General features: G+C 60.9%; 23 protein-coding genes. 14 read left to right on the top strand and 9 right to left on the bottom strand.

Annotated features, from left to right (window positions below; genetic code table 11):
* Window positions 1-21: 21 nt before the first annotated feature.
* The 4 genes from moeB to APH41_RS18585 are packed head-to-tail and all read left to right on the top strand — an operon-like array spanning window position 22 to window position 4,582.
* The gene (gene moeB / locus APH41_RS18600) at window positions 22-1,884 is read left to right on the top strand and encodes a molybdopterin-synthase adenylyltransferase MoeB (protein WP_054920644.1); all 1,863 of its coding nucleotides are present in this window, start codon (window positions 22-24) and stop codon (window positions 1,882-1,884) included.
* 16 nt (window positions 1,885-1,900) lie between these two features.
* Window positions 1,901-2,815 (top strand): PLP-dependent cysteine synthase family protein, encoded by a 915-nt coding sequence (locus APH41_RS18595; protein ID WP_034128415.1) that lies wholly within the window; start codon window positions 1,901-1,903, stop codon window positions 2,813-2,815.
* 37 nt (window positions 2,816-2,852) lie between these two features.
* Entirely contained in the window at window positions 2,853-3,845 is a 993-nt protein-coding gene (locus APH41_RS18590; protein ID WP_034128354.1) for a serine O-acetyltransferase, read from the top strand.
* A gap of 2 nt (window positions 3,846-3,847) precedes the next feature.
* Window positions 3,848-4,582 carry an alanyl-tRNA editing protein gene (locus tag APH41_RS18585; protein WP_054920641.1) on the top strand — a complete coding sequence of 245 codons (735 nt, stop codon included), beginning with the start codon at window positions 3,848-3,850 and terminating at the stop codon, window positions 4,580-4,582.
* Window positions 4,583-4,715: 133 nt separating this feature from the next.
* Here the strand turns inward: APH41_RS18585 and prpD are convergent, their stop codons facing one another.
* From prpD to APH41_RS18555, 6 genes are all read right to left on the bottom strand, one after another.
* Complete coding sequence (gene prpD / locus APH41_RS18580) at window positions 4,716-6,200, bottom strand: 2-methylcitrate dehydratase (RefSeq protein ID WP_054920639.1); 1,485 nt, start codon at window positions 6,198-6,200, stop codon at window positions 4,716-4,718.
* A gap of 158 nt (window positions 6,201-6,358) precedes the next feature.
* Window positions 6,359-7,549, bottom strand: coding sequence for a 2-methylaconitate cis-trans isomerase PrpF (gene prpF / locus APH41_RS18575; protein ID WP_054920636.1), 1,191 nt, complete (start codon window positions 7,547-7,549; stop codon window positions 6,359-6,361).
* Window positions 7,550-7,560: 11 nt separating this feature from the next.
* Window positions 7,561-10,155: a Fe/S-dependent 2-methylisocitrate dehydratase AcnD gene (gene acnD / locus APH41_RS18570; protein ID WP_054920633.1), complete on the bottom strand. Its 2,595-nt coding sequence runs from the start codon at window positions 10,153-10,155 to the stop codon at window positions 7,561-7,563.
* Between the two features lie 183 nt (window positions 10,156-10,338).
* Window positions 10,339-11,466 carry a 2-methylcitrate synthase gene (gene prpC, locus APH41_RS18565; RefSeq protein WP_054920630.1) on the bottom strand — a complete coding sequence of 376 codons (1,128 nt, stop codon included), beginning with the start codon at window positions 11,464-11,466 and terminating at the stop codon, window positions 10,339-10,341.
* 156 nt (window positions 11,467-11,622) lie between these two features.
* Window positions 11,623-12,516 carry a methylisocitrate lyase gene (gene prpB, locus APH41_RS18560; protein WP_003193320.1) on the bottom strand — a complete coding sequence of 298 codons (894 nt, stop codon included), beginning with the start codon at window positions 12,514-12,516 and terminating at the stop codon, window positions 11,623-11,625.
* Window positions 12,513-13,226 carry a GntR family transcriptional regulator gene (locus APH41_RS18555; protein WP_003193321.1) on the bottom strand — a complete coding sequence of 238 codons (714 nt, stop codon included), beginning with the start codon at window positions 13,224-13,226 and terminating at the stop codon, window positions 12,513-12,515. Before APH41_RS18555 ends, prpB begins: the two co-directional genes overlap by 4 nt.
* Before the next feature lie 270 nt (window positions 13,227-13,496).
* Here APH41_RS18555 and APH41_RS18550 point away from each other — a divergent pair, with 270 nt between their 5' ends.
* The 6 genes from APH41_RS18550 (at window position 13,497) to APH41_RS18525 (ending at window position 19,031) form a co-directional block, all read left to right on the top strand.
* The gene (locus APH41_RS18550; protein ID WP_014719501.1) at window positions 13,497-14,021 is read left to right on the top strand and encodes an ATP-dependent zinc protease; all 525 of its coding nucleotides are present in this window, start codon (window positions 13,497-13,499) and stop codon (window positions 14,019-14,021) included.
* Between the two features lie 18 nt (window positions 14,022-14,039).
* Window positions 14,040-15,572 (top strand): inactive transglutaminase family protein, encoded by a 1,533-nt coding sequence (locus APH41_RS18545; RefSeq protein WP_054920628.1) that lies wholly within the window; start codon window positions 14,040-14,042, stop codon window positions 15,570-15,572.
* Window positions 15,572-16,558, top strand: a complete 987-nt coding sequence (locus tag APH41_RS18540) for an alpha-L-glutamate ligase-like protein (protein ID WP_054920626.1) — start codon at window positions 15,572-15,574, stop codon at window positions 16,556-16,558. The genes APH41_RS18545 and APH41_RS18540 overlap by 1 nt, the downstream gene beginning before the upstream one ends.
* A gap of 186 nt (window positions 16,559-16,744) precedes the next feature.
* Window positions 16,745-18,088 carry an aminodeoxychorismate synthase component I gene (pabB, locus tag APH41_RS18535; protein ID WP_054920624.1) on the top strand — a complete coding sequence of 448 codons (1,344 nt, stop codon included), beginning with the start codon at window positions 16,745-16,747 and terminating at the stop codon, window positions 18,086-18,088.
* A 227-nt stretch (window positions 18,089-18,315) separates the two neighbouring features.
* Window positions 18,316-18,618, top strand: a complete 303-nt coding sequence (locus APH41_RS18530; protein WP_054920621.1) for a type II toxin-antitoxin system HigB family toxin — start codon at window positions 18,316-18,318, stop codon at window positions 18,616-18,618.
* The gene (locus tag APH41_RS18525; protein ID WP_054920618.1) at window positions 18,618-19,031 is read left to right on the top strand and encodes a type II toxin-antitoxin system HigA family antitoxin; all 414 of its coding nucleotides are present in this window, start codon (window positions 18,618-18,620) and stop codon (window positions 19,029-19,031) included. The genes APH41_RS18530 and APH41_RS18525 overlap by 1 nt, the downstream gene beginning before the upstream one ends.
* A gap of 64 nt (window positions 19,032-19,095) precedes the next feature.
* Here APH41_RS18525 and thrH read toward each other — a convergent pair whose 3' ends face one another.
* Complete coding sequence (gene thrH, locus APH41_RS18520; RefSeq protein WP_054920615.1) at window positions 19,096-19,713, bottom strand: bifunctional phosphoserine phosphatase/homoserine phosphotransferase ThrH; 618 nt, start codon at window positions 19,711-19,713, stop codon at window positions 19,096-19,098.
* A gap of 151 nt (window positions 19,714-19,864) precedes the next feature.
* On the opposite strand from thrH, the gene APH41_RS18515 reads away from it, so the two are divergent.
* The 3 genes from APH41_RS18515 to APH41_RS18505 all read left to right on the top strand — a co-directional run bounded on the left by APH41_RS18515 (window position 19,865) and on the right by APH41_RS18505 (window position 23,361).
* Window positions 19,865-20,599 carry a phosphoadenylyl-sulfate reductase gene (locus APH41_RS18515; protein WP_054920611.1) on the top strand — a complete coding sequence of 245 codons (735 nt, stop codon included), beginning with the start codon at window positions 19,865-19,867 and terminating at the stop codon, window positions 20,597-20,599.
* Between the two features lie 490 nt (window positions 20,600-21,089).
* A complete protein-coding gene (locus tag APH41_RS18510; RefSeq protein WP_054920609.1) occupies window positions 21,090-22,619 on the top strand; it encodes an NCS1 family nucleobase:cation symporter-1 in 1,530 nt (509 codons plus the stop codon).
* Between the two features lie 13 nt (window positions 22,620-22,632).
* Complete coding sequence (locus tag APH41_RS18505; RefSeq protein ID WP_054920606.1) at window positions 22,633-23,361, top strand: aspartate/glutamate racemase family protein; 729 nt, start codon at window positions 22,633-22,635, stop codon at window positions 23,359-23,361.
* Between the two features lie 105 nt (window positions 23,362-23,466).
* On the opposite strand, the gene APH41_RS18500 is transcribed toward APH41_RS18505, so the two are convergent.
* On the bottom strand, window positions 23,467-24,390 hold the full coding sequence (locus APH41_RS18500; RefSeq protein ID WP_054920603.1) for a LysR family transcriptional regulator: 924 nt from the start codon (window positions 24,388-24,390) through the stop codon (window positions 23,467-23,469).
* Between the two features lie 107 nt (window positions 24,391-24,497).
* On the opposite strand from APH41_RS18500, the gene APH41_RS18495 reads away from it, so the two are divergent.
* The gene (locus tag APH41_RS18495) at window positions 24,498-25,244 is read left to right on the top strand and encodes a 3-oxoacyl-ACP reductase family protein (RefSeq protein WP_054920601.1); all 747 of its coding nucleotides are present in this window, start codon (window positions 24,498-24,500) and stop codon (window positions 25,242-25,244) included.
* Window positions 25,245-25,374: 130 nt separating this feature from the next.
* Here the strand turns inward: APH41_RS18495 and APH41_RS18490 are convergent, their stop codons facing one another.
* Complete coding sequence (locus tag APH41_RS18490; RefSeq protein WP_054920599.1) at window positions 25,375-26,061, bottom strand: HAD-IA family hydrolase; 687 nt, start codon at window positions 26,059-26,061, stop codon at window positions 25,375-25,377.
* Between the last annotated feature and the right edge of the window lie 264 nt (window positions 26,062-26,325).

Here is a 26,325-nt window from a genome sequence, read left to right as displayed (position 1 = left end):
CTCAACCAACGCGAGAGAAACATGGACGTCCTCCGCCCTACCGCCCTGGAACAGATCTACGCCCACGCCAGCCGCAGCTATCCCGAGGAGTGCTGTGGTTTCGTCTTCGCCGACGGCAGCGTGTACCTGGGCAGCAATATCCAGAATGAGCTGCACCGCAAGAACCCCGAGATGTACCCACGCAGCGCGGCCAATGGCTACACCTTTTCGGTGGCCGACACCCTGCTGATGAACAAGGCGTTTCGCAGTGACAACCCGGTGGTAGTGATTTACCACTCACACCCGGATGTGGGCGCCTATTTCAGTGACGAAGACCAGGACAAGGCACTGTTTCTGGGCGAGCCGATCTTCCCCGTCAGCTATTTGGTGGTGGATGTCCGCCAGGGCCAGGCCCTGGGCTCCAAGCTGTTTGCCTGGGATGGCAAGCATTTCTCCCTTCAACCTTTCAACGACCTGCACACGGAGTTGTCCATGAACGCTGTCTCTTTCCCCGACATTCTGGTTCGCGTGGCCAAGCTGCCGGAATCGACCCTTGAGGGCGCCGGATCGACATTGCGCGAAGTCATTGAAAATCTCTGCACCCATCACCCCCAATTGCGTCAGCACCTGTTCCATGAAAAGAACAACCAGCTCAAGGAACACTTCCTGTTTACCGCCGAGGAGGCGCTGATCGAAGCCGATGAAGCCCTGCCGCCGAAATCCCGGATCGAAGTGTTGCTCGCCACCTCAGGTGGCATGAACATCGATACCCTGAGCAACGAAGAAGTGCAGCGCTACGTGCGCCACATCACCCTGCCGGGCGTGGGCCGCGAAGGCCAATTGAACCTGAAGAAAGCCAAGGTACTGGTCATTGGTACCGGCGGGCTGGGCTCGCCCATCAGCCTGTACCTGGCCGCGGCCGGCATCGGCACCCTGGGGCTGGTGGACTTTGATGTGGTGGAAAGCAGCAACCTGCAACGCCAGATTGTGCATGGCAACAGCACCCTGGGCATGCCCAAGGTCGAGTCCGCCAAGCAGCGCCTGCTGGACCTCAATCCGCATATCCAGATCAACGCGTACAACACCGCGCTCAACAGCGACAACGCCCTGGCACTGGTGGGCGCCTATGACCTGGTGATCGACGGCACCGACAATTTCGACACCCGCTACCTGGTCAACGACGCCTGTGTGCAGTTGGGCAAACCTTTGGTGTACGGCGCTATCTACCGTTTCGACGGGCAGATCAGCGTGCTCAACTATAAAGGTGGGCCGTGCTATCGCTGCCTGTTCCCCAAGGCCCCACCCGCAGAGTTGGCACCCAATTGCAGCGCGGGCGGTGTGATCGGCGTGTTGCCGGGCGTGGTCGGTATGATCCAGGCCACCGAGGCGATCAAATTGCTGATCGGTATTGGCGAACCCTTGTCCGGCCGCTTGATGCGCTTCGACGCGCTGGCGATGAAGTTCAGCGAAATCCGCTTCAAGCGCCGCGCTGATTGCCCCTGCTGCTCGGACCTGCGCCATAGCGAAACCGTCGCGCCGGCCACCTGCGCCGATGCCGTACCGAGCCTGCCCTCCCTGGCCGCGGAACGCTACATCAAGCCCCAGGTGCTCAAGCAAGTGCTTGAACACCCCAGCAGCGCCGATGTATTGCTCGACGTGCGCGACGCCAGCGAACTGGAGGTCTGCAAATTACCCGGCGTGGTGCATATCCCGCTGGCAGAACTGGATGGACAGCTCGCGAGCTTGAGCCGCGACAACACCCACTACCTGATCTGCTACGCAGGCGCCCGTGCCGAGCAAGCCGCCAGCACCCTGTTGGCGGCCGGCTTTGCCAACACCAAAGTCCTCCAGGGTGGCATGAAACATTGGGTTCGCGACGTCGAACCTGACATGCCGTTGTACTGAAAGTGGGGACGTGCTGATGCTGCATAACTCCATCCTCGACGTCATCGGCCAAACGCCGATCGTACGTCTGGCCCAGTTTTCCGAAGACCTCGGCATCGAGGTCTACGCCAAGCTGGAGTCCCTCAACCCCGGCGGCAGCCACAAGGCGCGCATCGCCCTGGGCATGATCCTGGATGCCGAGCGCCGCGGCGTGCTGATCCGTGATTCCGGGCAGACCATCATCGAACCCAGTGGCGGCAACACCGGCATTGGCCTGGCGATGGCCGGCAATGTGCTGGGCTACAAAGTAGTGCTGGTGATCCCTGACAACTACAGCCCGGAAAAACAGAAACTGCTGCGTCTGTATGGCGCCAGGGTAGTGCTGTCCGACAGTCGCCTGGGCAATAACTCCCACGGCGAAAAGTGCATGGAGCTGCAGTTGGAGAACCCCAACTACGTGATGCTCAACCAGCAACGCAATGGCGCCAACCCCCAAACCCACCGCGACACCACCGCCCCGGAAATCCTTCGCGCCTTCGGTGAACAGCGCGTGGACTACTTCGTCAGCGGCATTGGCACCGGGGGACACATCACCGGTATCGGCGAAACCCTCAAGGCCGCCTGGCCAGCGCTGCGGGTGATGGGTGTAGAACCGGAAGAGTGCGACCTGCTCAAAGACCAACACGCAGCGCACGGGATCCAGGGCCTGTCGATTGGCCTGATCCCCAGCATCCTCAACCTGGACGTGATCGACGGCATGCTCAAGGTGTCGCACGCCGATTGCCTGGACATGATCAAACGCATCATGCGCACCGATGCCATCAGCCTGGGGCTGTCTTCGGCCGCCAACATGGTTGCCATCGCCCAACTCGCCCCCGAACTGCCGCCTGAAACGGTGGTGTTGACCATGGTCTACGACAATGCCGACAGCTACCTGCCCAGTTTCGAATAACGGGGCTTCCAACCATTCAATGTACGGGGGTGTCTCCATGGGGGGCTTTATCGACATGCAACAGCTGCACGATGAGTTGCTCACCCACCTCATCACCACCCTGACGCCCAGACAGATGAAGCAGCTGGAGCCGCACCTGGCACCGTTGATCCAGACCGCCGCCCAGGCGGTGGCCGAGGACCTGATTGCCTATGCCTATCGCGACCCCGCGTCCCGTGGGCGCGGTGAGTTGATCCTGGAATCCTACGCCTCGTTCAAGGCCGTGCTGTTCTACCGCCTTGCGCACCTGGTGTGGCATTTCCAGGCCGCTGACCACGGCGATTTTTCGCGCATGGCCCTCAAACTGAGTAACCAGGGCAAGATTCTCTCCGGCGCCGAGATTCACCCGGCAGCGCGCATCGGCCGGCGCTTTGTGCTGGACCATGGCTACGGCACGGTCATCGGCGAGACCTGCGTGATCGGCAACGACTGCTATATCCTCTGCGGCGTGACCCTGGGTGCGCGCGGTATTGCCAACAACCCGGACGGCAAACGCCACCCGCGCCTGGGCAACAACGTCGAAGTCGGCGCCGGCGCCCGGGTGCTGGGCTATGTTTCGATCGGCGATAACGTGTTTATCAGCCCCTCCTGCGTGATTACCCAGGACGTGCCGGCAGGCACCAAGGTCAAGGTGGTCAACCAGATCCAACTGCAGAAAAACGATGAATCGGACCACAGCAACTACCTCGGCGCCTTTGCCCTGGATGAGCGCTTGCACGTGGTGGGCGAAGTGAGTGCCGGCCACAAGGTCACCGTGCTGGACGCCGACTTTCATCCGCTGCAAGGGCTGATGCTCGAACCCACGGTGAAAGAGCGGCACCACCTGCAGTTTCGCCTGCGTCGCCTCGACAACGACGAGCAACTGCCACGCCTGCCGCTGAACCTGAAGGTGTGCGGGCCGGAATTTGAAATCACCCTGCTCTCTCCCCCTGGCTTGAGCGCATTGGTGCGCCACCTCTTGCAAGCCACCCCATTGATCGTCGGAGGTTGAACATGTCCGTGCATACCATGGAAACCCTGGCGCTGTTTGACAGCGCGCCCTACCAGAACGCCTTCAGCGCCCGGGTGATTGCCGTCAGCGAACAAGGTATCGCCCTGGAGCACACCCTGTTCTACCCCACCGGCGGTGGGCAACCAGGCGATACCGGCCACTTCACCCTGGCCGATGGCACACGGGTCGAGGTGACAGGCACCGTGCGCGATCCGGTGTTGCGCTCGATCATCTGGCACCAGGTGGATCACTGCCCCGAACAGTTGGCCGCTGGCGTCCAGGTCGACGCCGGGCTGGATTGGGAGCGGCGCTACCAGCACATGAAGATGCACACTTGCCTGCACTTGCTGTGCTCCCTCATCGACGCGCCCGTGACCGGTTGCAGCATCAGTGCGGATAAAGGCCGACTGGATTTCGACCTGCCGGAGATGACCCTGGACAAAGACGACCTCACCCGTGACCTCAACGCCCTGATCGAGCAGGCCCACGCGGTGAAAACGCTGTCGATGCCTGCCACCGAGTACGCGACCCTGCTGCAGATCACCCGCACTCAGGCGGTTGCGCCGCCGGTGGTCTCCGGTTCGGTACGGGTGATTGAAATCCCCGGCATCGATATCCAGCCCTGCGGCGGTACCCATGTGCTCAATACCGAGGAAATCGGCCGGGTGTTCTGCGAGAAGATCGAGAAAAAGAGCAAGCACAACCGCCGGGTGATACTGCGGTTTGGACACGCTTGAGCCTGCGTCATTGCCTCTGTAGGAGCGAGCTTGCTCGCGAAAAACCCATAGGCGCCGCGCTTACTCAGGAAGCACGCGGCATCGTTGACGTTTTTCGCGAGCAAGCTCGCTCCTACAGTGACTGTGCTGTTTTTCAGATAGTGAGCAGGTCCATGAAACGGTTGACTGGAGTAGCCTCAAGCCGTGCCTGATCCTTGCACAACGCAAAGATTTCGGCGCTGCGTTGCGCGGTGAACCGCGTGGCCAGGTTGGCCTTGAACTTGTCTTCCAGCAGTGGAATGCCGTCCACCCGACGGCGGCGATGGCCAATCGGGTACTCCACCACCACCTGCTCGGTGCAGGTGCCATCCGTGAAAAACACCTGCACCGCGTTGGCAATCGAGCGCTTGTCGGCCTCCAGGTATTCGCGGCTGTAGCGCGGGTCTTCGATGACGACCATCTTGTCGCGCAGCTCATCGATGATCGGGTGGGCCGCGTGGAAATCATCTTCATACTGCTCGGCCACCAGATTGCCGAACGCCAAGGGCACGGCGGTCATGTATTGCAGGCAGTGGTCGCGATCGGCGGCATTCGCCAATGGGCCGACCTTGGAAATAATGCGAATCGCCGACTCATGGGTAGTGATCACGATACGGTCGATTTCATGTAAACGATGCTTGACCTGCGGATGCAGGGCGACTGCCGCTTCACAGGCGGTTTGCGCGTGAAACTCGGCCGGAAAGCTGATCTTGAACAGCACGTTTTCCATCACATAGGTGCCGTAGGCTTGGGGCAGGCTGAAAGCTCGCTTGTCCTCGGGCTTGAGCGCCAGGTCCTTGTTGGTGTGGCTGAACAGCACGTCATAGAAGCCCCACTGCGGCGCACTCAACACGCCGGGGATGCCCATTTCGCCACGCAGGGCGATGTCTGCCAGGCGCACGCCGCGGCTCGACGCATCGCCCGCCGCCCAGGATTTGCGCGAGCCGGCATTCGGTGCATGACGATAGGTGCGCAGCGCCTGACCATCGACAAAAGCGTGGGACAACGCCGATAGCAACTGCTCGCGGTTGGCGCCCATCAGCTTGGCGGTGACCGCCGTGGTAGCGACTTTCACCAGCAACACATGGTCGAGGCCTACCCGGTTGAAGGAATTCTCCAAGGCAATCACGCCTTGGATTTCGTGAGCCATGATCATCGCTTCCAGCACTGCACGCACGGTCAGCGACGCGTCGCCATTGGCCAGGCGCTTTTGCGACAGGTGATCGGCCACGGCGAGGATGCCGCCAAGATTGTCTGAAGGGTGGCCCCATTCGGCGGCAAGCCAGGTGTCGTTGTAGTCGAGCCAGCGCACGATGCAACCGATATCCCAGGCGGCCTTGACCGGGTCCAGGCGAAACGAAGTGCCCGGCACCCGTGCACCGAACGGCACCACGGTACCCTCTACCATCGGCCCCAGGTGCTTGGTGCACTCGGGGAAGCGCAGGGCCAGCAGGCCACAGCCGAGGGTGTCCATCAGGCAGTTGCGGGCGGTATCCAGGGCGTCCTGGGAGTCAATGCGGTAGTTGAGGACGTAGTCGGCGATGCCCTGCAAAACCGGGTCGTAGTCGGGGCGGTTGTTCTGGTCGACGTTGGCGCTCATGGCAGTTCTCCTAAAAGGTGGGGTTGTTCCTCAAGGTCAAGGTTGATGTTGATCGTTCCCACGCTCCGCGTGGGAATGCATTCCGTGACGCTCTGCGTCACAGCAGGACGCAGAGCGTCCCAGGCGGCGTTCCCACGCGGAGCGTGGGAACGTTCAAGCTAAAAGGCGTCGCCGGGGATGCGTACGTAGCCTTCCATCAACACCCGCGCACTGCGGCTCATAATGGCTTTTTTCACCACCCATTCACCGTCCACCTGGCTGGCCTCGGCCCCCACACGCAAGGTGCCGGACGGGTGCCCGAAGCGCACGGCATTGCGCTCTACGCCGCCCGCCGCCAGGTTGACCAAGGTGCCGGAAATCGCCGCGGCGGTGCCAATCGCCACCGCCGCAGTGCCCATCATCGCGTGGTGCAGTTTGCCCATCGACAAGGCGCGCACCAGCAGGTCCACATCGCCGGCCTTGATCGCCTTGCCGCTGGAGGCCACGTAATCGGCTGGCTTGGCGACGAACGCCACCTTGGGCGTGTGCTGGCGCTGGGCGGCTTCGTCCAGGTGTTGGATCAGGCCCATGCGCAACGCGCCATACGCCCGCACGGTCTCGAACATCGCCAGGGCCTTGGGGTCGCTGTTGATCGCGCCTTGCAGCTCGGTACCGGTGTAGCCCAGGTCTTGGGCATTGATGAAAATCGTCGGAATACCGGCGTTGATCAACGTGGCCTTGAAGGTACCGACGCCGGGCACCTCCAGGTCGTCGACGAGGTTGCCGGTGGGGAACATCGAACCACCACCGCCCTCTTCTTCCGCCGCCGGGTCCATGAATTCCAACTGCACTTCGGCGGCCGGGAAGGTCACGCCGTCCAGTTCAAAGTCGCCGGTTTCCTGCACCGCGCCGTCAGTGATCGGCACGTGGGCGATGATGCTCTTGCCGATATTGGCCTGCCACACCCGCACCACGGCCACGCCGTTATGGGGCACGCGGGCCGCATCGACCAGGCCGGCACTGATGGCGAACGAACCCACCGCCGCCGACAGGTTGCCGCAGTTGCCGCTCCAATCGACAAATGGCTTGTCGATGGAGACCTGGCCAAACAGGTAATCCACGTCGTGATCGGCGCGGCTGCTTTTGGCCAGGATCACGGTCTTGCTGGTGCTCGAGGTGGCCCCACCCATGCCGTCGATCTGCTTGTCATAGGGGTCGGGGCTGCCAATCACCCGCAGCAACAAGGCGTCGCGTGCAGGGCCCGGCACCTGCGCCGCTGCGGGCAGGTCCTGGAGGCTGAAGAACACGCCCTTGCTGGTGCCGCCACGCATGTAGGTGGCGGGGATCTTGATTTGCGCTACGTGTGCCATGGTTATCCTCTTCAGGCGGTCGCCTTTGATTCCAGGAAGTCCTGGGCGAAACGTTGCAACACGCCACCGGCCTCGTAGATCGACACTTCTTCGGCGGTGTCCAGGCGGCAGGTCACTGGCACCTCGACACGTTCGCCATTCTTGCGGTTGATCACCAGGGTCAGTTGCGCACGCGGGGTGCGCTCGCCGACCACGTCATAGGTTTCACTGCCGTCGATTTGCAGGGTGTGGCGGTCGGTGCCCGGCAGGAACTCCAAGGGCAACACGCCCATGCCCACCAGGTTGGTGCGGTGGATACGCTCGAAGCCTTCGGCGGCAATGGCTTCCACACCGGCCAGACGTACGCCCTTGGCCGCCCAGTCACGGGACGAGCCCTGGCCATAGTCGGCGCCCGCGATGATGATCAACGGCTGTTTGCGTTCCATGTAGGTTTCAATCGCTTCCCACATCCGCGTGACCTTGCCTTCCGGCTCGATACGCGCAAGAGAGCCCTGCTTGACCTTGCCGTTTTCCTGCACCATTTCGTTGAACAGTTTCGGGTTGGCGAAGGTGGCGCGCTGCGCCGTCAAATGGTCACCCCTGTGGGTCGCGTAGGAGTTGAAGTCGACTTCCGGCAAGCCCATTTTCGCCAGGTATTCACCGGCGGCGCTGTCCGGCATGATCGCGTTGGACGGCGACAAGTGGTCAGTGGTGATGTTGTCCGGCAGCACCGCCAATGGGCGCATGCCCTTGAGCGGCCGTGCGCCGGCCAGCGCGCCTTCCCAGTACGGCGGGCGGCGGATATAGGTGCTTTGTGGGCGCCAGTCGTACAGCGGCGTGACCTTGGGCCCGGTGTCTTCGTGGATGGCGAACATCGGGATATACACCACACGGAATTGCTCGGGTTTCACCGAAGCCTTGACCACCGCGTCGATCTCGTCATCGCTCGGCCAGATGTCTTGCAGGCGGATTTCCTTGCCGTCGGCGTCCAGGCCGAGCACGTCCTTCTCGATATCGAAACGGATGGTACCGGCAATCGCATAAGCCACCACCAGCGGCGGCGACGCCAGGAAGGCTTGCTTGGCGTAGGGGTGAATGCGCCCGTCAAAGTTGCGGTTACCCGACAACACTGCGGTGGCGTACAGGTCGCGGTCGATGATCTCTTGCTGGATCACCGGGTCGAGCGCGCCGGACATGCCGTTGCAGGTGGTGCAGGCAAAGGCCACCACGCCAAAGCCGAGCTTTTCCAGCTCATGGCCCAGTCCGGCTTCTTCCAGGTACATGGCCACGGTTTTCGAGCCCGGCGCCAGGGACGACTTGACCCACGGTTTGCGGGTCAGCCCCAGCTTGTTGGCGTTGCGTGCCAACAGGCCGGCGGCGATCACGTTGCGCGGGTTGCTGGTGTTGGTGCAACTGGTGATGGCCGCAATGATCACCGCGCCGTCGGGCATTTGCCCCGGCACGTCATCCCATTGGCCGGCAATGCCTTTTGACGCCAGGTCGCGGGTGGCCAGGCGGGCATGGGGGTTGCTCGGGCCGGCCATGTTGCGCACGACGCTGGAGAGGTCGAAGCTCAGGCTGCGCTCGTACTGCGCGCCTTTCAGGTCGTCTGCCCACAGGCCAGTGTGGCGTGCATATTGCTCGACCAGGGCGACTTGTTCGTCTTCGCGACCGGTGAGTTTGAGGTAGGCAATGGTTTGCGCGTCGATGTAGAACATCGCGGCGGTGGCGCCGTACTCCGGGGCCATGTTGGAGATGGTGGCACGGTCACCCAAGGTCAGTGCCGAAGCCCCTTCGCCGAAGAACTCCAGCCAGGCGCCGACCACCTTTTGCTGGCGCAGGAATTCGGTGAGCGCCAGCACCATATCGGTGGCGGTGATGCCCGGTTGCAGCTTGCCGGTCAATTCCACGCCCACGCTTTCCGGCAGGCGCATCCACGACGCACGGCCGAGCATCACGCTCTCGGCTTCCAGGCCACCGACGCCGATGGCGATCACGCCCAGGGCATCCACGTGGGGGGTATGGCTGTCGGTGCCAACACAGGTGTCCGGGAAGGCCACACCGTCACGCACTTGAATCACCGGGGACATTTTCTCCAGGTTGATCTGGTGCATGATGCCGTTGCCCGGCGGGATCACATCGACGTTCTTGAAGGCCTTTTTGGTCCACTCGATAAAGTGGAAGCGGTCTTCGTTGCGACGGTCTTCAATGGCGCGGTTTTTTTCGAAGGCTTGCGGGTCAAAGCCACCGGCCTCGACGGCCAGGGAGTGGTCGACGATCAGTTGGGTGGGCACCACCGGGTTGACCTGCGCCGGGTCGCCGCCTTGCTGGGCGATGGCATCGCGCAGGCCGGCGAGGTCGACAAGAGCGGTCTGGCCGAGGATGTCATGGCACACCACGCGGGCCGGGAACCACGGGAAGTCGAGGTCGCGCTTGCGCTCGATCAGTTGGCTCAGGGACGCGTCGAGGGTGGCCGGGTCGCAACGGCGCACCAGGTTCTCGGCGAGCACGCGCGAGGTGTAGGGCAGCGTGGCGTAGGCGCCGGGGGTGATTGCCTCGACCGCCGCACGGGCGTCGAAGAAATCCAGGCGGCTGCCGGGGAGTGGTTTGCGAAATTCAGTGTTCATCGTCAGGACTCGGTCACGGTAAGTTCGAAAGGTGAGCTGTCGACACTGGCTTTGTTTCCTGTGGGAGCTGGCTTGCCTGCGATGGCATCACCTCGGTGTACCTGTCACACCACAGTGATGCCATCGCAGGCAAGCCAGCTCCCACAAACAAGCACATGAGCCAGCGGGCACAGCCCATCCCATTCAGCGACGTTCGATTGGCACGAACTTGCGCTGCTCAACGCCGGTGTACTCGGCGCTTGGACGGATGATGCGGTTGTTGGCGCGCTGCTCGAACACATGCGCAGCCCAGCCGGTCAGGCGCGAGCATACGAAGATCGGCGTGAACAACTTGGTCGGGATGCCCATGAAGTGGTACGCCGAGGCATGGTAGAAATCGGCGTTGGGAAACAGCTTCTTCTGTTCCCACATGGTCTTGTCGATGGCTTCGGAGACCGGGAACAACACGGTGTCGCCCACTTCGTCAGCGAGTTTTTTCGACCAGCCCTTGATCACCTCATTGCGCGGATCGCTGTCTTTATAGATCGCGTGGCCAAAGCCCATGATCTTGTCTTTGCGCGCCAACATGCCAAGGGTGCCTTCAACCGCTTCCTGGGCCGAGGAGAAACGCTCGATCATTTCCATCGCCGCTTCGTTGGCACCGCCATGCAGCGGGCCGCGCAGGGAGCCGATGGCAGCGGTGACGCAGGAATACAGGTCGGACAATGTCGATGCACACACCCGTGCGGTGAAGGTCGAAGCGTTGAATTCGTGTTCGGCGTAGAGGATCAGTGACACGTTCATCACTTTGACGTGCAGCTCGCTCGGCTTCTTGCCATGCAGCAGGTGCAGGAAGTGGCCACCGATGCTCGGCTCGTCGGTCACGCAGTCGATGCGCTGGCCGTCGTGGCTGAAGCGATACCAGTAGCACATGATCGCCGGGAACGCGGCGAGCAGGCGGTCGGTGACATCGCGCTGCACGCTGAAGTCTTTCTCCGGCTCGATATTGCCCAGGAACGAGCACCCGGTGCGCATCACGTCCATCGGGTGGGCGTCGGCGGGGATGCGTTCGAGCACTTCTTTCAGGGCCTGGGGCAAGTCACGCAGTTTGCTCAGCTTGTCGCTGTACGCGGCCAGTTCTGCCTGGGTTGGCAATTCACCGTACAGCAGCAGGTAGGCGACTTCTTCAAACTGGGCGTCAGCGGCCAGTTCGCGTACGTCGTAGCCACGGTAGGTCAGGCCGGCGCCGGCCTGGCCCACGGTGGACAGTGCAGTCTGCCCGGCGACCTGGCCACGCAGGCCAGCACCACTCAATACTTTTGCTTCAGCCATGGTTCTTCTCCAATTTTGTAATTATTCAGGGAGCCGTCCAGCTCACACCCTGTAGGAGCGAGCTTGCTCGCGAAAAACGCAAGGGCATCGCGTTTCTCCAGGTTTCTCGCGTTATCGTTGGCGATCTTCGCGAGCAAGCTCGCTCCTACAGTGCAATTACTTTTTCGCGGCGAACAGCGCGTCGAGCTTCTGCTCGAAGGTGTGGTAGTCGATGCGATCGTAAAGCTCCATGCGCGTTTGCATGGTGTCGATCACGTTCTGCTGGGTACCGTCGCGACGAATCGCGGTGTAGACATTCTCGGCGGCCTTGTTCATGGCACGGAAGGCCGAGAGCGGGTACAGCACAATGGATACATCCGCAGATTTCAACTGTTCGGTGGTGTACAGCGGTGTGGCGCCAAACTCGGTGATGTTCGCCAGGATCGGCGCCTTCACGCGGGAGGCGAACAGCTTGTACATCTCCAGTTCAGTGATGGCTTCCGGGAATACCATGTCGGCACCGGCCTCGATGCACGCGGCTGCACGCTCCAGGGCGGACTCCAGGCCCTCGACTGCCAGGGCGTCGGTACGCGCCATGATCACGAAGCTGTCATCGGTGCGCGCATCCACGGCGGCCTTGATGCGGTCGACCATTTCCTGCTGGGACACGATTTCTTTGTTGGGGCGATGACCGCAGCGCTTGGCGCCCACCTGGTCTTCGATATGGATGGCGGCGGCGCCGAACTTGATCATCGACTTGACGGTACGCGCCACGTTGAACGCCGAGGAGCCGAAACCGGTGTCCACGTCCACCAGCAGCGGCAGGTCGCACACGTCGGTAATGCGGCGCACGTCGGTGAGCACGTCATCCAGGCCGGTGATACCCAGGTCCGGCACGCCGAGGGAGCCGGCGGCTACACCGCCACCTGACAGATAAATCGCCTTGAAGCCGGCGCGCTTGGCCAACAGCGCATGGTTGGCGTTGATGGCGCCCACCACTTGCAAGGGCTGTTCACTGGCGACGGCGTCACGGAAACGCTGGCCGGGAGTGCTGTTGTTGTTGGAACTCATGACTCACCTCGTGATGAAGGCGCACCGTCCGGGAAGTGACGGGCAATGTTGCGTTTGGAGGCGCCGATATGCCGGCGCATCAACAGTTCGGCCAGTTCACCGTCGCGATCGGCAATCGCGTCCAGAATGCGGTGATGCTCGGCAAAGGCCTGGCGTGGACGATTGGGGGTGGCGGAGAACTGGATGCGGTACATGCGCACCAGTTGATACAGCTCGCCGCAGAGCATTTGGGTGAGGGTGCGGTTACCGGCACCTTGAATGATGCGGTAGTGAAAATCGAAGTCGCCTTCCTGCTGGTAATAGCCGACACCGGCCTGGAACGCCGCATCCCGTTCGTGGGTGTGCAACACCTGGCGCAGCTCCTCGATCTCTGCGTCAGTCATGCGCTCGGCGGCCAGGCGACAGGCCATGCCCTCCAGGGACTCGCGAATCTCATACAGTTCGACCAGCTCGGCATGACTCAAAGACACCACGCGTGCGCCAACATGAGGCACCCGCACCAGCAGGCGCTGGCCTTCCAGGCGATGGATCGCTTCGCGCAGCGGGCCGCGACTGATGCCGTAGGTGCGCGCCAGCTCCGGCTCGGAAATCTTGCTGCCGGGGGCGATTTCGCCTTTGACGATGGCGGCCTGGATACGCCGGAAGACGTTCTCTGACATGGTCTGGGAATCGTCTGGTGCCACCGCTGGTTTTTCCAGTTGCTCCAACATATTGTCGACACCTTTAAAATCTATGCCGCAAAAACTAGCCAATAAGCCTCTCGCAGTCAAAGAATAAATGCATATTGTCGACAATCGTCTAATAACCCCCTCATTCGCTTGCCAAGGCATGGCCGCCTGCCAGCGCTGGCGCCAAAAAAGCATCATGTTAGAATGCCCGCCGCTTTTGCCTGACATCAAATGATGAAAGGGCGCACCCGAGATTGCGCAGCAATGCCAGTCCCCATGAAATGAACAGTGCACTGCCCTGCCTCAGGATTTATGAGACTCAAGCCTTACCTACTAGTGATGTGCCTGCTGTGCATACCGAGCCTTGGCGCTGGCGCCGAGAAGACCGTGTACGGCCTGAATGAATACGCCAAGCTTGCGGGTATCGACCTGGAAGTGGCGGCCAAACTCGACACCGGCGCCAAGACCGCCTCGTTGAGTGCCCGCGATATCAAGCGCTTCAAGCGCAATGGCGAATCCTGGGTACGCTTCTACCTGGCCATCGACACCGCCCATTCCCACCCCATCGAACTGCCCCTGGCGCGTGTCAGCAAGATCAAGCGCCGCGCCGGCGACTACGACCCCGATGAGGACAAGAACTACACCGCCCGCCCAGTGATTGCGCTGGATATCTGCATGGGCAGTGCTTTACGCAGCATCGAAGTGAACTTGACTGACCGCAGCGCATTCCAATACCCGCTGCTGATTGGCTCCGAAGCCTTGAAACGCTTTGATGCGCTGGTCGACCCCAGTCTTAAATATGCAGCAGGCAAACCCGCCTGCGCCGCCGACGCTTAATACCGCCGAGTAAACCGAATGCACTCTCTGACCCTGCACCTGAAAATCCTGATCACCTTGCTGGTGGTGCTGGGCATTTCGGTCACCGCTTATCAGATCTTCGTGCTGGGAATTCCCGTCACCGAAGATGCCACCGACGACTTGTGGAACATCGACGCCAAGGTCGAGTTCGTCGCCAACCCGAAAGACCCGGTCAAGATCCAGATGTTCGTGCCGCCCTTGAGCCGCGACTTCGTCAGCCTCAATGAGAGCTTTATCTCGAACAACTACGGGGTGAGCGTCAACCGCATCGACGGCAACCGCAAGGTCACCTGGTCGGCGCGTCGGGCCAAGGGCAACCAGACCCTCTATTACCGCCTGGTGCTGACCAAGCGCTACAGCGGCGAAAAGGTCAAGATCAAAGGCCCGACCTTCCGCGACAGCATCGCCGTGGAAGGCCCCGAGAAGATCGCCGCCGAAGCCTTGCTGGCCCCGATCCGCCAGCACTCGGCCGACGTCGAGACCTTTATCAGTGAAGCCATCAAGCGCACCAACAACCTCAACGACGACAATGTGAAGTTGCTGCTGGCCGGCGACCCCTCGACACCGCACAAAGCCAAGATCGTCGAACTGCTGCTGTCCATCGCCCACGTGCCGGTAGAGAAAGTCCACACCATCCGCCTGGTGGCCGACCAGCCGCAAACCCCGGAACTGTGGCTGCGCAGTTTCAACGGCAACGACTGGCTGTACTTCAACCCGGAGACTGGTGAACAGGGCCTGCCCGCCGACCGCCTGCTGTGGTGGACCGGCGATGAAAACCTGATCACCGTCGATGGCGGCAAGAAAGCCATGGTGACCTTCAGCCTGAACAACAGTGAGATGAACGCCATCCGCCTGGCCAAGCTGACGGACGAAAACACCGACGCCAACTTCCTCGAATACTCGCTGTACGGCCTGCCGCTGCAAACCCAGCAGACCTTCATGATCATGGTGATGATCCCGATAGGCGTGCTGGTGATCTTGATCCTGCGCAACCTCATCGGCCTGCAGACCCTGGGCACCTTCACCCCCGTACTGATCGCCCTGGCATTCCGCGAGACCCAGTTGGGCTTCGGGATTGTGCTGTTCACGATCATCACGGCACTGGGCCTGTCGCTCCGGTCGTACCTGGAACACTTGAAACTGCAAATGCTGCCAAGGCTGTCGGTGGTGCTGACCTTCGTGGTGGTGCTGATTGCCGCCATCAGCCTGTTCAGCCACAAATTGGGGCTGGAGCGCGGCTTGTCGGTGGCGCTGTTCCCGATGGTGATCCTGACCATGACCATCGAACGCCTCTCGATTACCTGGGAAGAACGCGGCGCCAACCATGCGCTGAAAGTGGCGATTGGCACGCTGTTCGCTGCGTCCCTGGCGCACCTGATCATGAGCGTGCCGGAGTTGGTCTACTTCGTGTTCACCTTCCCGGCGATCCTGTTGATCCTGGTGGGCTTCATGCTGGCCATGGGTCGCTACCGCGGCTATCGCCTCACCGAGCTGGTGCGTTTCAAGGCGTTCCTGAAGGCTGACTCTTGATGTTCGGCTTCTGGAAGACCTGGAAGGCCCTGGAAGCGCGGGGGATCATGGGCATTAACCGGCGTAATGCCGACTACGTGCTCAAGTACAACAAGCGCAGCCTGTACCCCATCGTTGATGACAAGATCATCACCAAGGAACGGGCCCTGGCGGCCGGCATCCACGTGCCGGAAATGTACGGGGTAATCTCCACCGAAAAGGAGATCGACAAGCTCGACGACATTATCGGTGGGCGCAGCGACTTCGTGATCAAGCCCGCCCAGGGCGCCGGTGGCGACGGCATCCTGGTGGTGGCCGACCGGTTTGAAGGGCGCTATCGCACGGTGTCCGGCAAAATCATCAGCCATGAGGAGATCGAGCACCAGATTTCCAGCATCCTCACCGGCCTGTATTCCCTCGGCGGCCACCGCGACCGCGCGTTGATCGAGTACCGCGTGGTGCCCGACCAGATCTTCAAAAGCATCAGCTATGAAGGCGTGCCGGACATCCGCATCATCGTGCTGATGGGCTACCCGGTGATGGCGATGCTGCGCTTGCCCACCCGCCAGTCCGGCGGCAAGGCCAACCTGCACCAGGGCGCGATCGGCGTGGGTGTAGACCTGGCCACCGGCCTGACCCTGCGCGGCACCTGGCTGAACAACATCATCACCAAGCACCCCGACACCACCAACGCGGTGGATGGCGTGCAACTGCCCAACTGGGACGGTTTCATGAAACTCGCCGCCGGCTGCTATGAGCTGTGCGGGCTGGGTTATATCGGCGTGGACATGGTGCTGGACCAGGAAAAAGGCCCGCTGATCCTTGAGCTGAACGCACGGCCTGGGCTGAACATCCAGATTGCCAACGATTGCGGCCTGACTTTGCGCACCCATGCGGTGGAGGCACGGCTTGAAGAGTTCAAGGCAGCCGGGGTGACAGAACCCCCCGAGGAACGGGTGAAGTTCGTGCAGGAGATGTTCGGGCATATTCCGCCGGTTGAAGGCTAAGCAGCGCAGCGCAGGCAAGCCCGGGCTCGATAGGTGGGAGCTGGCTTGCCTGCGATAGCTTTCTGACAAGCCAGTTGCCCCTCAGGCTATACCCTCTATCGAGCTATCACCGACATCCCCTCTAGGAGCAAGTCCTACAGAGGACTACAATCCCCTCCCCCCCGCCACTGGCTGATTCACCCTCGCATGTCGACCTGCTCCGTTTACCCCTTACCCTACCGGGCCAACCCCGCCGAGTACTTTGCGGCTATTCGCCATGCGCCTGGCGCGGTGCTGCTCGACAGCGGCCGCCCGGCTGCCGAGCGGGGGCGTTATGACCTGCTCAGCGCCTGGCCCGAAGCGACCTTGACGGTTGGGCCGGATGAACGCGGCAGCGATTTCCTGCAACGCCTGCGCGAGAACCTGGCGCAGTTGGGTGAGGCGGCCCTGCCTGCTGGCGTTGAATTGCCCTTTGCCGGCGGTTTGATCGGTTACTTGAGCTATGACTTCGGCCGGCACCTGGAACAGGTCTCGCGCCTGGCCGTGGACGACCTGCATCTGCCGGATGCGCGCCTGGGGCTGTATGCCTGGGCACTGGTCAGCGATCACCTGGCGCACACCAGCCAACTGGTGTTTCACCCGGTGCTGGCCGATAGCGAGCGGCAACGTCTGATCGCCCTGTTCAGTCATGCAACAGGTGACACCCCCACCACCTTCAAGCTCCAGGGCACCATGGCGCCGGACCTCAGCGTGGATGCGTACCAGCAGGCCATCCTGCGTATCCAGGATTACATCCAGGCCGGCGACTGCTACCAGGTCAACTTTGCCCAACGCTTTCGTGCGCCGTGCATCGGCGATCCATGGGCAGCCTACTGCGCGCTGCGCGAAGCCTGCCCGACGCCGTTTTCCGGGTTCCAGAGTTTGCCCGATGACGGCGCGGTGCTGAGCCTGTCGCCGGAGCGCTTCGTGCGCATCAGCGAAGGCCAGGTCGAAACCCGCCCGATCAAGGGCACCCGCCCTCGCGGTTTGACACCGGAAGAGGACGCTGCCAACGCCGCTGAGCTGCTCGCCAGCCCCAAGGACCGCGCAGAAAACCTGATGATCGTTGACCTGCTGCGCAACGACCTCGGCCGCAGTTGCCGAATCGGCTCAGTGAAAGTGCCGGAGCTGTTCAGCCTGGAAAGCTACCCCAACGTGCACCACCTGGTGAGCAGTGTCACTGGCATATTGGCCGACGACAAAGACGCCCTCGACCTGATAGCCGGCAGCTTCCCTGGCGGCTCCATTACCGGCGCGCCAAAGATTCGCGCCATGCAGATCATCGATGAGCTGGAGCCCACCCGCCGCGGGTTGTATTGCGGCTCGCTGGTGTACCTGGACGTGCGCGGCGAAATGGACAGCTCCATCGCGATTCGCAGCTTGCTGGTCAAGGATGGGCAGGTGTGTTGCTGGGGTGGCGGCGGGATTGTGTCGGATTCAGAGTGGCAGGCGGAGTATCAGGAGTCGCTGACAAAGGTGCGTGTGTTGTTACAAACGTTGGAAAATCTGTAGGGCACAGCCCCTTCCTAGCGTTCGAGTAGAACGCCATGCGATAGAAAAAGCCTGAATCAGAACCGCTGTGGACGGGATAGACGCTTGCAGATAGCGTCCGGAGCGACCGTCCACCCGCCACCTGTGAAGGATCACATGAAGCGACTACCTCCTCGTCTGGAAATATTTCCGAGTTTGCCTATCCACGCAATCGCACCTATGATCTCCCAAAACGGGAGGTTGAAGCGATGCGGATAATCGCTCTATCTACCCTACGAATATTCTGGGAAAGCCATTCAGCTTATAGCGACGCCAGAACACCGCTGGTCGAGTTGTATCGGCACATGGAAAAGGCCAATTATCCAACACCGCAAGCACTCAAGGCCGAACTCAGAACAGCGAGCATTCTTAAGGGTGGCAGGGTCGTGTTCAACGTTGGCGGCAACAAGTATCGAGTGATCATGGCGATCGACTACCAGCGACAACTAGGGTTTATACGGTTCGTGGGAACCCATGCTCAGTACGACCAGATCAACGCGGAGACTGTGTGATGAACATCAAACCTATTCACTCCCAGGAAGACCTGACTGCGGCACTCGTACGAGTCGAGCAGGTATGGGGAGCACCACCCGGCTCGCCTGAAGGTGATGAGCTGGAAATCCTGGCAGTCCTCATCGAGAAGTACGAAGCCGAGCATTACCCCATGCCCCCTTCGGATCCGGTAGAGGCTATCAAGTTTCGCATGGAGCAATTGGGCATGACCGCCCGCGATCTGGAGCCGTTTATCGGCACCAGTGGGCGGGTGTCAGAGGTGCTGAACCACAAGCGCAAGCTGAGCCTGTCGATGATCAAGCGTCTGCATGAAGGCTTGCGTATTCCTTATGAGCGCTTGCTGGCCGAGGGTAAGGCGGTGACGGCGCCATCGCAGGCAAGCCCGACTCCCACAGTTGACCGCGTCGTTTGACGTTACATGGTCAAAGGTGGGAGCTGGCTTGCCTGCGATGGGGCAATCAGCCGCGCCGCATAACTTACAGGCTCAACTGCCGATTCGACGCCTTGATAAACTCTTTCTTCAGGTCTTCAAACGTATGCACCGCCGGGAACTGCGGGAATTCGCGAATCACATTGTCCGGCGCATGGAACAGAATCCCACGGTCCGCTTCCCCCAGCATGGTGGTGTCGTTGTAGGAGTCACCGGCAGCGATCACGCGGTAATACAGGCTTTTGAACGCCAAAACCGACTGGCGCTTGGGATCTTTCTGACGCAACTGGTAGCTCACCACCCGGTCGTTTTCATCAGTGATCAATCGGTGGCACAGCAACGTCGGGAAACCTAACTGGCGCATCAATGGTTGGGAGAACTCGTAGAAGGTGTCGGACAGGATCACCACCTGAAAGCGCTCGCGCAGCCAATTGACGAACTCAATGGCGCCGTCCAGCGGTTTGAGCGTGGCGATAACGGCCTGGATATCGGCCAGCTTGAGCCCATGCTCGTCGAGGATGCGCAGGCGCTGTTGCATCAGCACGTCGTAGTCGGGGATGTCACGGGTGGTGGCCCGCAGGGACTCAATGCCGGTTTTCTCGGCAAAGGCGATCCAGATTTCCGGAACCAGTACCCCTTCCAGGTCAAGGCAGGCAATTTCCACACGACACTCCTGTTAGATATTGTTAGTTGAGCGAGCAAAAGGACTGCCGAACTCTAGCGACTCAAGCCCGCCGCCGCAACGCGGGACAGTTTTTGATACCATCGCCCTCCTAGAGAGCGCTCAGCGCCACTGACCTGTAGGAACCGTCCTGATGAACCAAGCCTTCGACGTCGTTGAACTCGCCACGACTTATGCCAACAAGTCTGCCCAGGACATTCTCAAGCTGGCGTTCAGCCAGTTCGGCGATGACTTGTGGATTTCCTTCAGCGGTGCCGAGGATGTGGTCCTTGTGGACATGGCCTGGAAGCTGAACAAGAACGTCAAGGTGTTCAGCCTCGACACCGGCCGCCTGCATCCGGAGACCTACCGGTTTATCGAGCAGGTGCGTGAGTTCTACAAGATCGACATCGAGCTGGTCTCGCCAGACCCGAGCAAGCTGGAGCCCTTCGTCAAAGAGAAAGGCCTGTTCAGCTTCTATAAGGACGGCCATGGCGAATGCTGCGGCATCCGCAAGATCGAACCGCTGCGCCGCAAACTCGCAGGCGTCAGCGCCTGGGCCACCGGCCAGCGCCGCGACCAGAGCCCCGGCACTCGCAGCCAGGTGGCGGCGCTGGAAATCGACACGGCGTTCTCCACACCGGAACGCACCCTGTACAAGTTCAACCCGCTGGCGCAGATGACCAGCGAAGAGGTCTGGGGCTACATCCGCATGCTGGAGCTGCCGTACAACAGCCTGCATGAGCGCGGCTTCATCAGCATCGGCTGCGAGCCCTGCACCCGGCCGGTACTGCCCCGCCAGCATGAGCGCGAAGGCCGCTGGTGGTGGGAAGAAGCCACGCAGAAGGAATGCGGGCTGCATGCGGGGAATATCATCAGCAAGGCTTGAGCCTCCGATGCCACCGCCTCTGTAGGAGCGAGCTTGCTCGCGAAAAACTCACGGACGCCGCGTTTATTCAGGAAGCCCGCGTTATCGTTGACGTTTTTCGCGAGCAAGCTCGCTCCTACATAACGCGATATTTGCTTTGGGGGTCGGGTAAACCTGTACACAACCTTGTAACCATAGGTGCCATTTTTGTGTGCAACTTAATGTACAACGCACCAAAACGTAACATCTCCCTGCGCCAATGGCGCTGCATATAAATAACCCTGCAATTAATGAAAAAATAAATACCTGTTCAAACGGTCAACTTATAGTGCCCGTAATTCAGTAAGTTATTCGCGACCTATATAAAAACGAAATTAGCCAAGATTTTCATATATCGAGAATTGGCACGCATATGGCTTAGGCAGAAGTACGCTTTGTATACAATCAATACAAAACCTACATACACTTTGCCATCCGCCGCTTTGCTGCAGATGCGCTGGAGCCTGCCGGAATGCGTACAAGTCTCTCGAACACCCTCGCACTGGATCTGCCCTCCTCCACCCTGAATCCTGCAGCCACAGGCCCCGGCCCGCTGGTACTCAGCCCGCGCCTGCACAACAAGGACCTGGCGCCCACCAAGGTCGAAGGCCGACGCTGGGGGCGCTATAGCATCTTTGCGCTGTGGACCAATGACGTGCACAACATCGCCAACTATTCATTCGCCATTGGGCTCTATGCACTGGGCCTGGGCGGCTGGCAAATATTGCTGTCCCTGGGGATCGGCGCGGCGCTGGTGTACTTCTTCATGAACTTGTCGGGCTACATGGGGCAGAAGACCGGTGTGCCGTTTCCGGTTATCAGCCGCATCAGTTTTGGCATTCACGGGGCGCAGATTCCGGCGTTGATTCGGGCGGTAATTGCGATTGCCTGGTTTGGGATCCAGACCTACCTGGCCTCGGTAGTTTTCCGCGTGCTGCTGACGGCCATTCATCCAGGGTTTGCCGATTATGACCACGACTCGATTCTTGGGCTATCGACCCTGGGTTGGGCGTGCTTTGTGGCAATATGGCTGGTGCAGTTGGTGATCCTCGCCTATGGCATGGAAATGGTACGTCGCTATGAAGGCTTCGCCGGGCCGGTGATTCTGTTGACCGTGGCTGCGCTGGCCGGCTGGATGTACTTCCAGGCGAACGGGCAGATTGCCTGGTCGATCCGCGAGCCCCTGAGTGGCGGGGAGATGTGGCGCAATATCTTTGCCGGCGGCGCGCTGTGGCTGGCCATCTACGGCACCTTGATCCTCAACTTCTGCGACTTCGCCCGTTCCTCACCCTGCCGCAGGACTATCCAGGTCGGCAACTTCTGGGGCCTGCCGGTGAATATCCTGGTGTTCGCCGCCATCACCGTGCTGCTGTGCGGCGGACAGTTCCAGCTCAATGGCCGCGTGATCGAAAGCCCGACCGAAATCATCGCGGCGATCCCCAACACCTTCTTTCTCGTGCTCGGCTGCCTGGCCTTCCTGATCGTCACCGTGGCGGTGAACATCATGGCCAACTTCGTCGCCCCGGCCTTTGTGCTGAGCAACCTGGCGCCCAACTACCTGAACTTTCGCCGCGCCGGACTGATCAGCGCCTTCGTTGCCGTGCTGATCCTGCCGTGGAACCTCTATAACAGCCCACTGGTGATCGTGTATTTCCTCTCTGGCCTCGGCGCGCTGCTGGGGCCGTTGTACGGGGTGATCATGGTCGATTACTGGCTGATCCGTAAAAGCCAGGTGGATGTGCCGCAGCTGTACAGCGAAGACCCCCAAGGCATTTATTACTACAGCCGAGGCGTGAATATGCGCGCCGTGGCGGCGTTTATTCCTGCGGCGGTGATCGCCATCTTACTGGCGCTGCTGCCGGGGTTTGCCAGCGTCTCGCCGTTTTCCTGGTTGTTTGGCGCCGGCATTGCCGGGTTGCTGTACCTGCTGATTGCCAAGCGTCAACCGCACTACGCCGATGTCAGCGGCGAAAGCATTGCCGTCGATAACGTCAGTCATTAAACAAGGACTTTCCATGCGTATCCTCGTGGTCAACGTCAACACCACTGAATCCATCACCGACACCATTGCCCAGCAAGCACGGGCCGTGGCTTCACCGGGCACCGAGATTGTCGGGCTCACCCCGTACTTCGGCGCAGAATCGGTGGAAGGCAACTTTGAAAGCTATCTGGCAGCCATCGCCGTGATGGATCGGGTAATGGCCTACGACCAGCCCTTTGATGCGGTGATCCAGGCCGGCTATGGCGAACATGGCCGTGAAGGCCTGCAGGAACTGCTCAATGTACCGGTGGTGGATATCACCGAAGCGGCGGCCAGCACCGCGATGTTCCTGGGGCACGCCTACTCGGTGGTGACCACCCTGGACCGCACTGTGCCGCTGATTGAAGACCGACTGAAACTCGCCGGCCTCTACCAGCGTTGTGCTTCGGTGCGCGCCAGCGGCATGGCGGTGCTGGAACTGGAAGAAGACCCGCTGGGCGCCATGGAGGCCATCGTGCGCCAGGCCGAACTGGCCATCCGCGACGACAAGGCCGAGGTGATCTGCCTGGGCTGCGGCGGCATGGCAGGGCTGGATGAGCAGATCCGTCAGCGCACCGGGGTGCCGGTGGTGGACGGGGTAGCGGCGGCGGTGATGGTGGCCGAGTCGTTGGTGCGGTTGGGGTTGTCGACTTCGAAGGTCAGAACTTATGCGACACCGCGGCCGAAGAAGGTCATCGGCTGGCCGGGCAAGTTCGGGCGGTAGACCGATGCGCCTGCATCGCGGGTGAGCCCGGCCCCCACATTGGATTGCGATCACTGTGGGAGCCGGGCTTGCCCGCGATGGCCACGACTCGATGCAAGGCCCTGCTCAGATAGCACTGAACCGTTGAGCCAGTTTCTGCTCGGCGAACTGCTCAATAATGAAATCCACAAACGCCCGCGTCTTGCCCGGCAGCAATTTATGCTCTGCGTAGTAGATGGAAATATTGCCGTCGTCCACATACCAGTCGGGTAACACACGCACCAACGCACCGCTGTCCAGGAACGGCACGGCCATTGGCATGCTCACCAGCGCGATGCCAAGGCCCTGGGCACTGGCGCAGCAGGCGGCTTCGGAGTCGCTCATGGTCATGGCTGGCTTCAGTACCAGTGGGCTGTGCTCGCGCTCACGGTGGGTCAGTTGCCATGAACGCACCCGGCCAGTCTGCGGCGAGCGAATCAAGATGCCAAGGCAGTGCGACAGGTCATCGGGCGCCAGCACCAGCGAGCACCGCGCCAGGTAATCCGGCGACGCCACCAGCACCCGGTGCGCCGGGGTCAACTTGCGCGCCACCACGCCTTGGGGCAGCTCAAACCCGCCGCCAATGGCCGCATCGAAGCCTTGCCCGATCAGGTCGACCTGGCGGTTATCGAAATGCCAGTCCGGGCTGATATCCGGACAACGCCGCATAAATTCGCCCAGCAACGGCACCACGTACCGGTTACCGAACACTGGCCCCATGCTGACCTTGAGCGTGCCCACCGGCCGCCCTTCGGCACTGGCCAGGTTGGCGACCGCATTCTGAATGGTGGTGAGGCTGCCGCTGACTTCCGCCAGGAACATCTTGCCGGCTTCGGTCAGCGCCAGACGCCGAGTGCTGCGCTGGAACAGCCGCACACCGAGACGCGCCTCCAACTTGGCAACGCTTTTACCCACCGCAGCCGGGGTCAGGCTCAGGTGCCGAGCAGCCTCGGCAAAGCTGCCACCCTCGGCGCTGCGCACAAAGCATTCGATACTGCCAAAGCTTTCCATATCGCCAAACTCTAAACTTTTGGTTTACACAGACTATAGCAACCACGGGCTACCGAGCAGCGCGGGTGAGGTCGATACTCGCTCCATCAACTACCTCGGAGATCGACATGACCACACACAACCTCACCGGCAAAGTCGCCTTGATTCAAGGCGGTTCCCGCGGCATCGGCGCCGCCATCGTCAAGCGCCTCGCCGACCAGGGGGCAGCGGTTGCCTTTACCTACGTCAGCTCGGCCGCCAAGGCTGAAACACTGCAGAACGAGGTGATCAGCGCAGGGGGTCAGGCTCTGGCGATTCACGCCGACAGCGCCGATGCCACGGCGATTCGCGCTGCGGTCAACGCCACGGTCGAGGCGTTTGGACGCCTGGATATCCTGGTGAATAACGCCGGCGTGCTGGCCATCGCGCCGCTGGAAGACTTCAAGCTGGAAGACTTCGACCAGACCCTGGCGATCAACGTACGCAGCGTGTTTATCGCCACCCAGGAAGCCGCCAAACACATGGGTGAAGGCGGCCGCGTGATCAATATCGGCAGCACCAACGCCGAACGCATGCCCTTTGGCGGTGGCGGGCCCTACGCCATGAGCAAGGCGGCGCTGGTGGGGTTGACCAAGGGATTGGCGCGGGACCTGGGGCCACGGGGCATTACCATCAACAACGTGCAGCCTGGGCCGGTGGACACCGATATGAACCCGGCGAACAGTGATTTTGCCGAAAGTCTGATCGGGTTGATGGCGGTGGGACGGTATGGGCATGTGGAGGAGATTGCCAGTTTTGTGGCCTATCTGGCCGGGCCGGAAGCCGGCTATATCACGGGCGCCAGCCTGACCATCGATGGTGGTTTCAGCGCCTGATTTTTGCAGAACCGCAACCCAAATGTGGGAGCGGGCTTGCTCGCGAATACGGTGAGTCAGTTGATAAATCTACTGACTGACACCCTGCATTCGCGAGCAAGCCAGCTCCCACATTTTTGACCGCGCGGGGTCAGGCCATGGGGGGCAAGCCGTAGGCGGCCAAATCAAAGTCGGCGAGCTTGCGAATAATCTGGTCAGCATGCTGGTACTTGCTGTCAGCCATCGCCTCATCGGGCACCGCAATAGCGGTCATGTGCGCAGCCTTAGCGGCCGTCACGCCGAAAGGCGAATCTTCGAACACCAGACAATCCTCAGGCGCTACACCCAACCGGCGCGCGGCGGTGAGGAAGATATCCGGCGCGGGCTTGGCAGCGCCTACTTCCGGGTCGTCAGCGGTGACGATGGTGTCGAACAGGCCAAACCATTCACGGTGCAGGGTGGTCTTGTGGCCAAACGAGTTACGCGATGAACTGGTGCCCACCGCAATCGGAATATTGTGCGCCTTCAAATGCCGCACCAACGCCTCGGCGCCGGGCATGCCCTGGGCCTTGGGAAAGCGCTCGCTCATCAGCGGTTCGCGTATTTCCAGAAACTCGGCGGGCGTGATCGGCAGGTCCAGGGCCTTGACCACGTAATCGGCCAAATCCTGGGCACCCCGCCCGATGATGTGCTGCTTGATGCTCCAGTCGTAGGTACGACCATAGCGTTCGGCAATGATCTGCGTGACTTCGGTGTAGATGCCTTCGGTATCCAGCAACAACCCGTCCATATCGAAAATAACGGCTTTGATCGGGACAGCGGTACGCGGTGCATTCATCACAACACAACCTTGGGGCGAGGACTAAAAGGATTCAGCACAATAACGGCCCTCGTTGCCTGCAAGCAACCTTCGTGGGCCACGACCGTTGATTCATGACCCGTTGACGCGGTTCTGAAAATATCGATTGAAAACCTTATAAAAGACTTATTAAGCTTCCATAAACTCAATCCAATGGACGCGAAAAGCCGTCAAATAATTGCTTCGGTTGCATTCGTACCATCAGCATTTTCGACTGGGACGGCAGCACCCAGGTCGTCAGCA

The sequence above is a fragment of the Pseudomonas sp. NBRC 111138 genome, from assembly GCF_001320835.1.
Lineage (GTDB): Bacteria > Pseudomonadota > Gammaproteobacteria > Pseudomonadales > Pseudomonadaceae > Aquipseudomonas > Aquipseudomonas paracarnis.
This window is presented reverse-complemented; position numbering and strand designations above follow the sequence as displayed.

What these genes read in the sequence shown, in the direction of transcription:
- moeB (WP_054920644.1), top strand. Translation starts at nt 22, where the DNA reads ATGGACGTCCTCCGCCCTACCGCCCTGGAACAGATCTACGCCCACGCC.
- APH41_RS18595 (WP_034128415.1), top strand. Translation starts at nt 1,901, where the DNA reads ATGCTGCATAACTCCATCCTCGACGTCATCGGCCAAACGCCGATCGTA.
- APH41_RS18590 (WP_034128354.1), top strand. Translation starts at nt 2,853, where the DNA reads ATGGGGGGCTTTATCGACATGCAACAGCTGCACGATGAGTTGCTCACC.
- APH41_RS18585 (WP_054920641.1), top strand. Translation starts at nt 3,848, where the DNA reads ATGTCCGTGCATACCATGGAAACCCTGGCGCTGTTTGACAGCGCGCCC.
- prpD (WP_054920639.1), bottom strand. Translation starts at nt 6,200, where the DNA reads ATGAGCGCCAACGTCGACCAGAACAACCGCCCCGACTACGACCCGGTT.
- prpF (WP_054920636.1), bottom strand. Translation starts at nt 7,549, where the DNA reads ATGGCACACGTAGCGCAAATCAAGATCCCCGCCACCTACATGCGTGGC.
- acnD (WP_054920633.1), bottom strand. Translation starts at nt 10,155, where the DNA reads ATGAACACTGAATTTCGCAAACCACTCCCCGGCAGCCGCCTGGATTTC.
- prpC (WP_054920630.1), bottom strand. Translation starts at nt 11,466, where the DNA reads ATGGCTGAAGCAAAAGTATTGAGTGGTGCTGGCCTGCGTGGCCAGGTC.
- prpB (WP_003193320.1), bottom strand. Translation starts at nt 12,516, where the DNA reads ATGAGTTCCAACAACAACAGCACTCCCGGCCAGCGTTTCCGTGACGCC.
- APH41_RS18555 (WP_003193321.1), bottom strand. Translation starts at nt 13,226, where the DNA reads ATGTTGGAGCAACTGGAAAAACCAGCGGTGGCACCAGACGATTCCCAG.
- APH41_RS18550 (WP_014719501.1), top strand. Translation starts at nt 13,497, where the DNA reads ATGAGACTCAAGCCTTACCTACTAGTGATGTGCCTGCTGTGCATACCG.
- APH41_RS18545 (WP_054920628.1), top strand. Translation starts at nt 14,040, where the DNA reads ATGCACTCTCTGACCCTGCACCTGAAAATCCTGATCACCTTGCTGGTG.
- APH41_RS18540 (WP_054920626.1), top strand. Translation starts at nt 15,572, where the DNA reads ATGTTCGGCTTCTGGAAGACCTGGAAGGCCCTGGAAGCGCGGGGGATC.
- pabB (WP_054920624.1), top strand. Translation starts at nt 16,745, where the DNA reads ATGTCGACCTGCTCCGTTTACCCCTTACCCTACCGGGCCAACCCCGCC.
- APH41_RS18530 (WP_054920621.1), top strand. Translation starts at nt 18,316, where the DNA reads ATGCGGATAATCGCTCTATCTACCCTACGAATATTCTGGGAAAGCCAT.
- APH41_RS18525 (WP_054920618.1), top strand. Translation starts at nt 18,618, where the DNA reads ATGAACATCAAACCTATTCACTCCCAGGAAGACCTGACTGCGGCACTC.
- APH41_RS18515 (WP_054920611.1), top strand. Translation starts at nt 19,865, where the DNA reads ATGAACCAAGCCTTCGACGTCGTTGAACTCGCCACGACTTATGCCAAC.
- APH41_RS18510 (WP_054920609.1), top strand. Translation starts at nt 21,090, where the DNA reads ATGCGTACAAGTCTCTCGAACACCCTCGCACTGGATCTGCCCTCCTCC.
- APH41_RS18505 (WP_054920606.1), top strand. Translation starts at nt 22,633, where the DNA reads ATGCGTATCCTCGTGGTCAACGTCAACACCACTGAATCCATCACCGAC.
- APH41_RS18500 (WP_054920603.1), bottom strand. Translation starts at nt 24,390, where the DNA reads ATGGAAAGCTTTGGCAGTATCGAATGCTTTGTGCGCAGCGCCGAGGGT.
- APH41_RS18495 (WP_054920601.1), top strand. Translation starts at nt 24,498, where the DNA reads ATGACCACACACAACCTCACCGGCAAAGTCGCCTTGATTCAAGGCGGT.
- APH41_RS18490 (WP_054920599.1), bottom strand. Translation starts at nt 26,061, where the DNA reads ATGAATGCACCGCGTACCGCTGTCCCGATCAAAGCCGTTATTTTCGAT.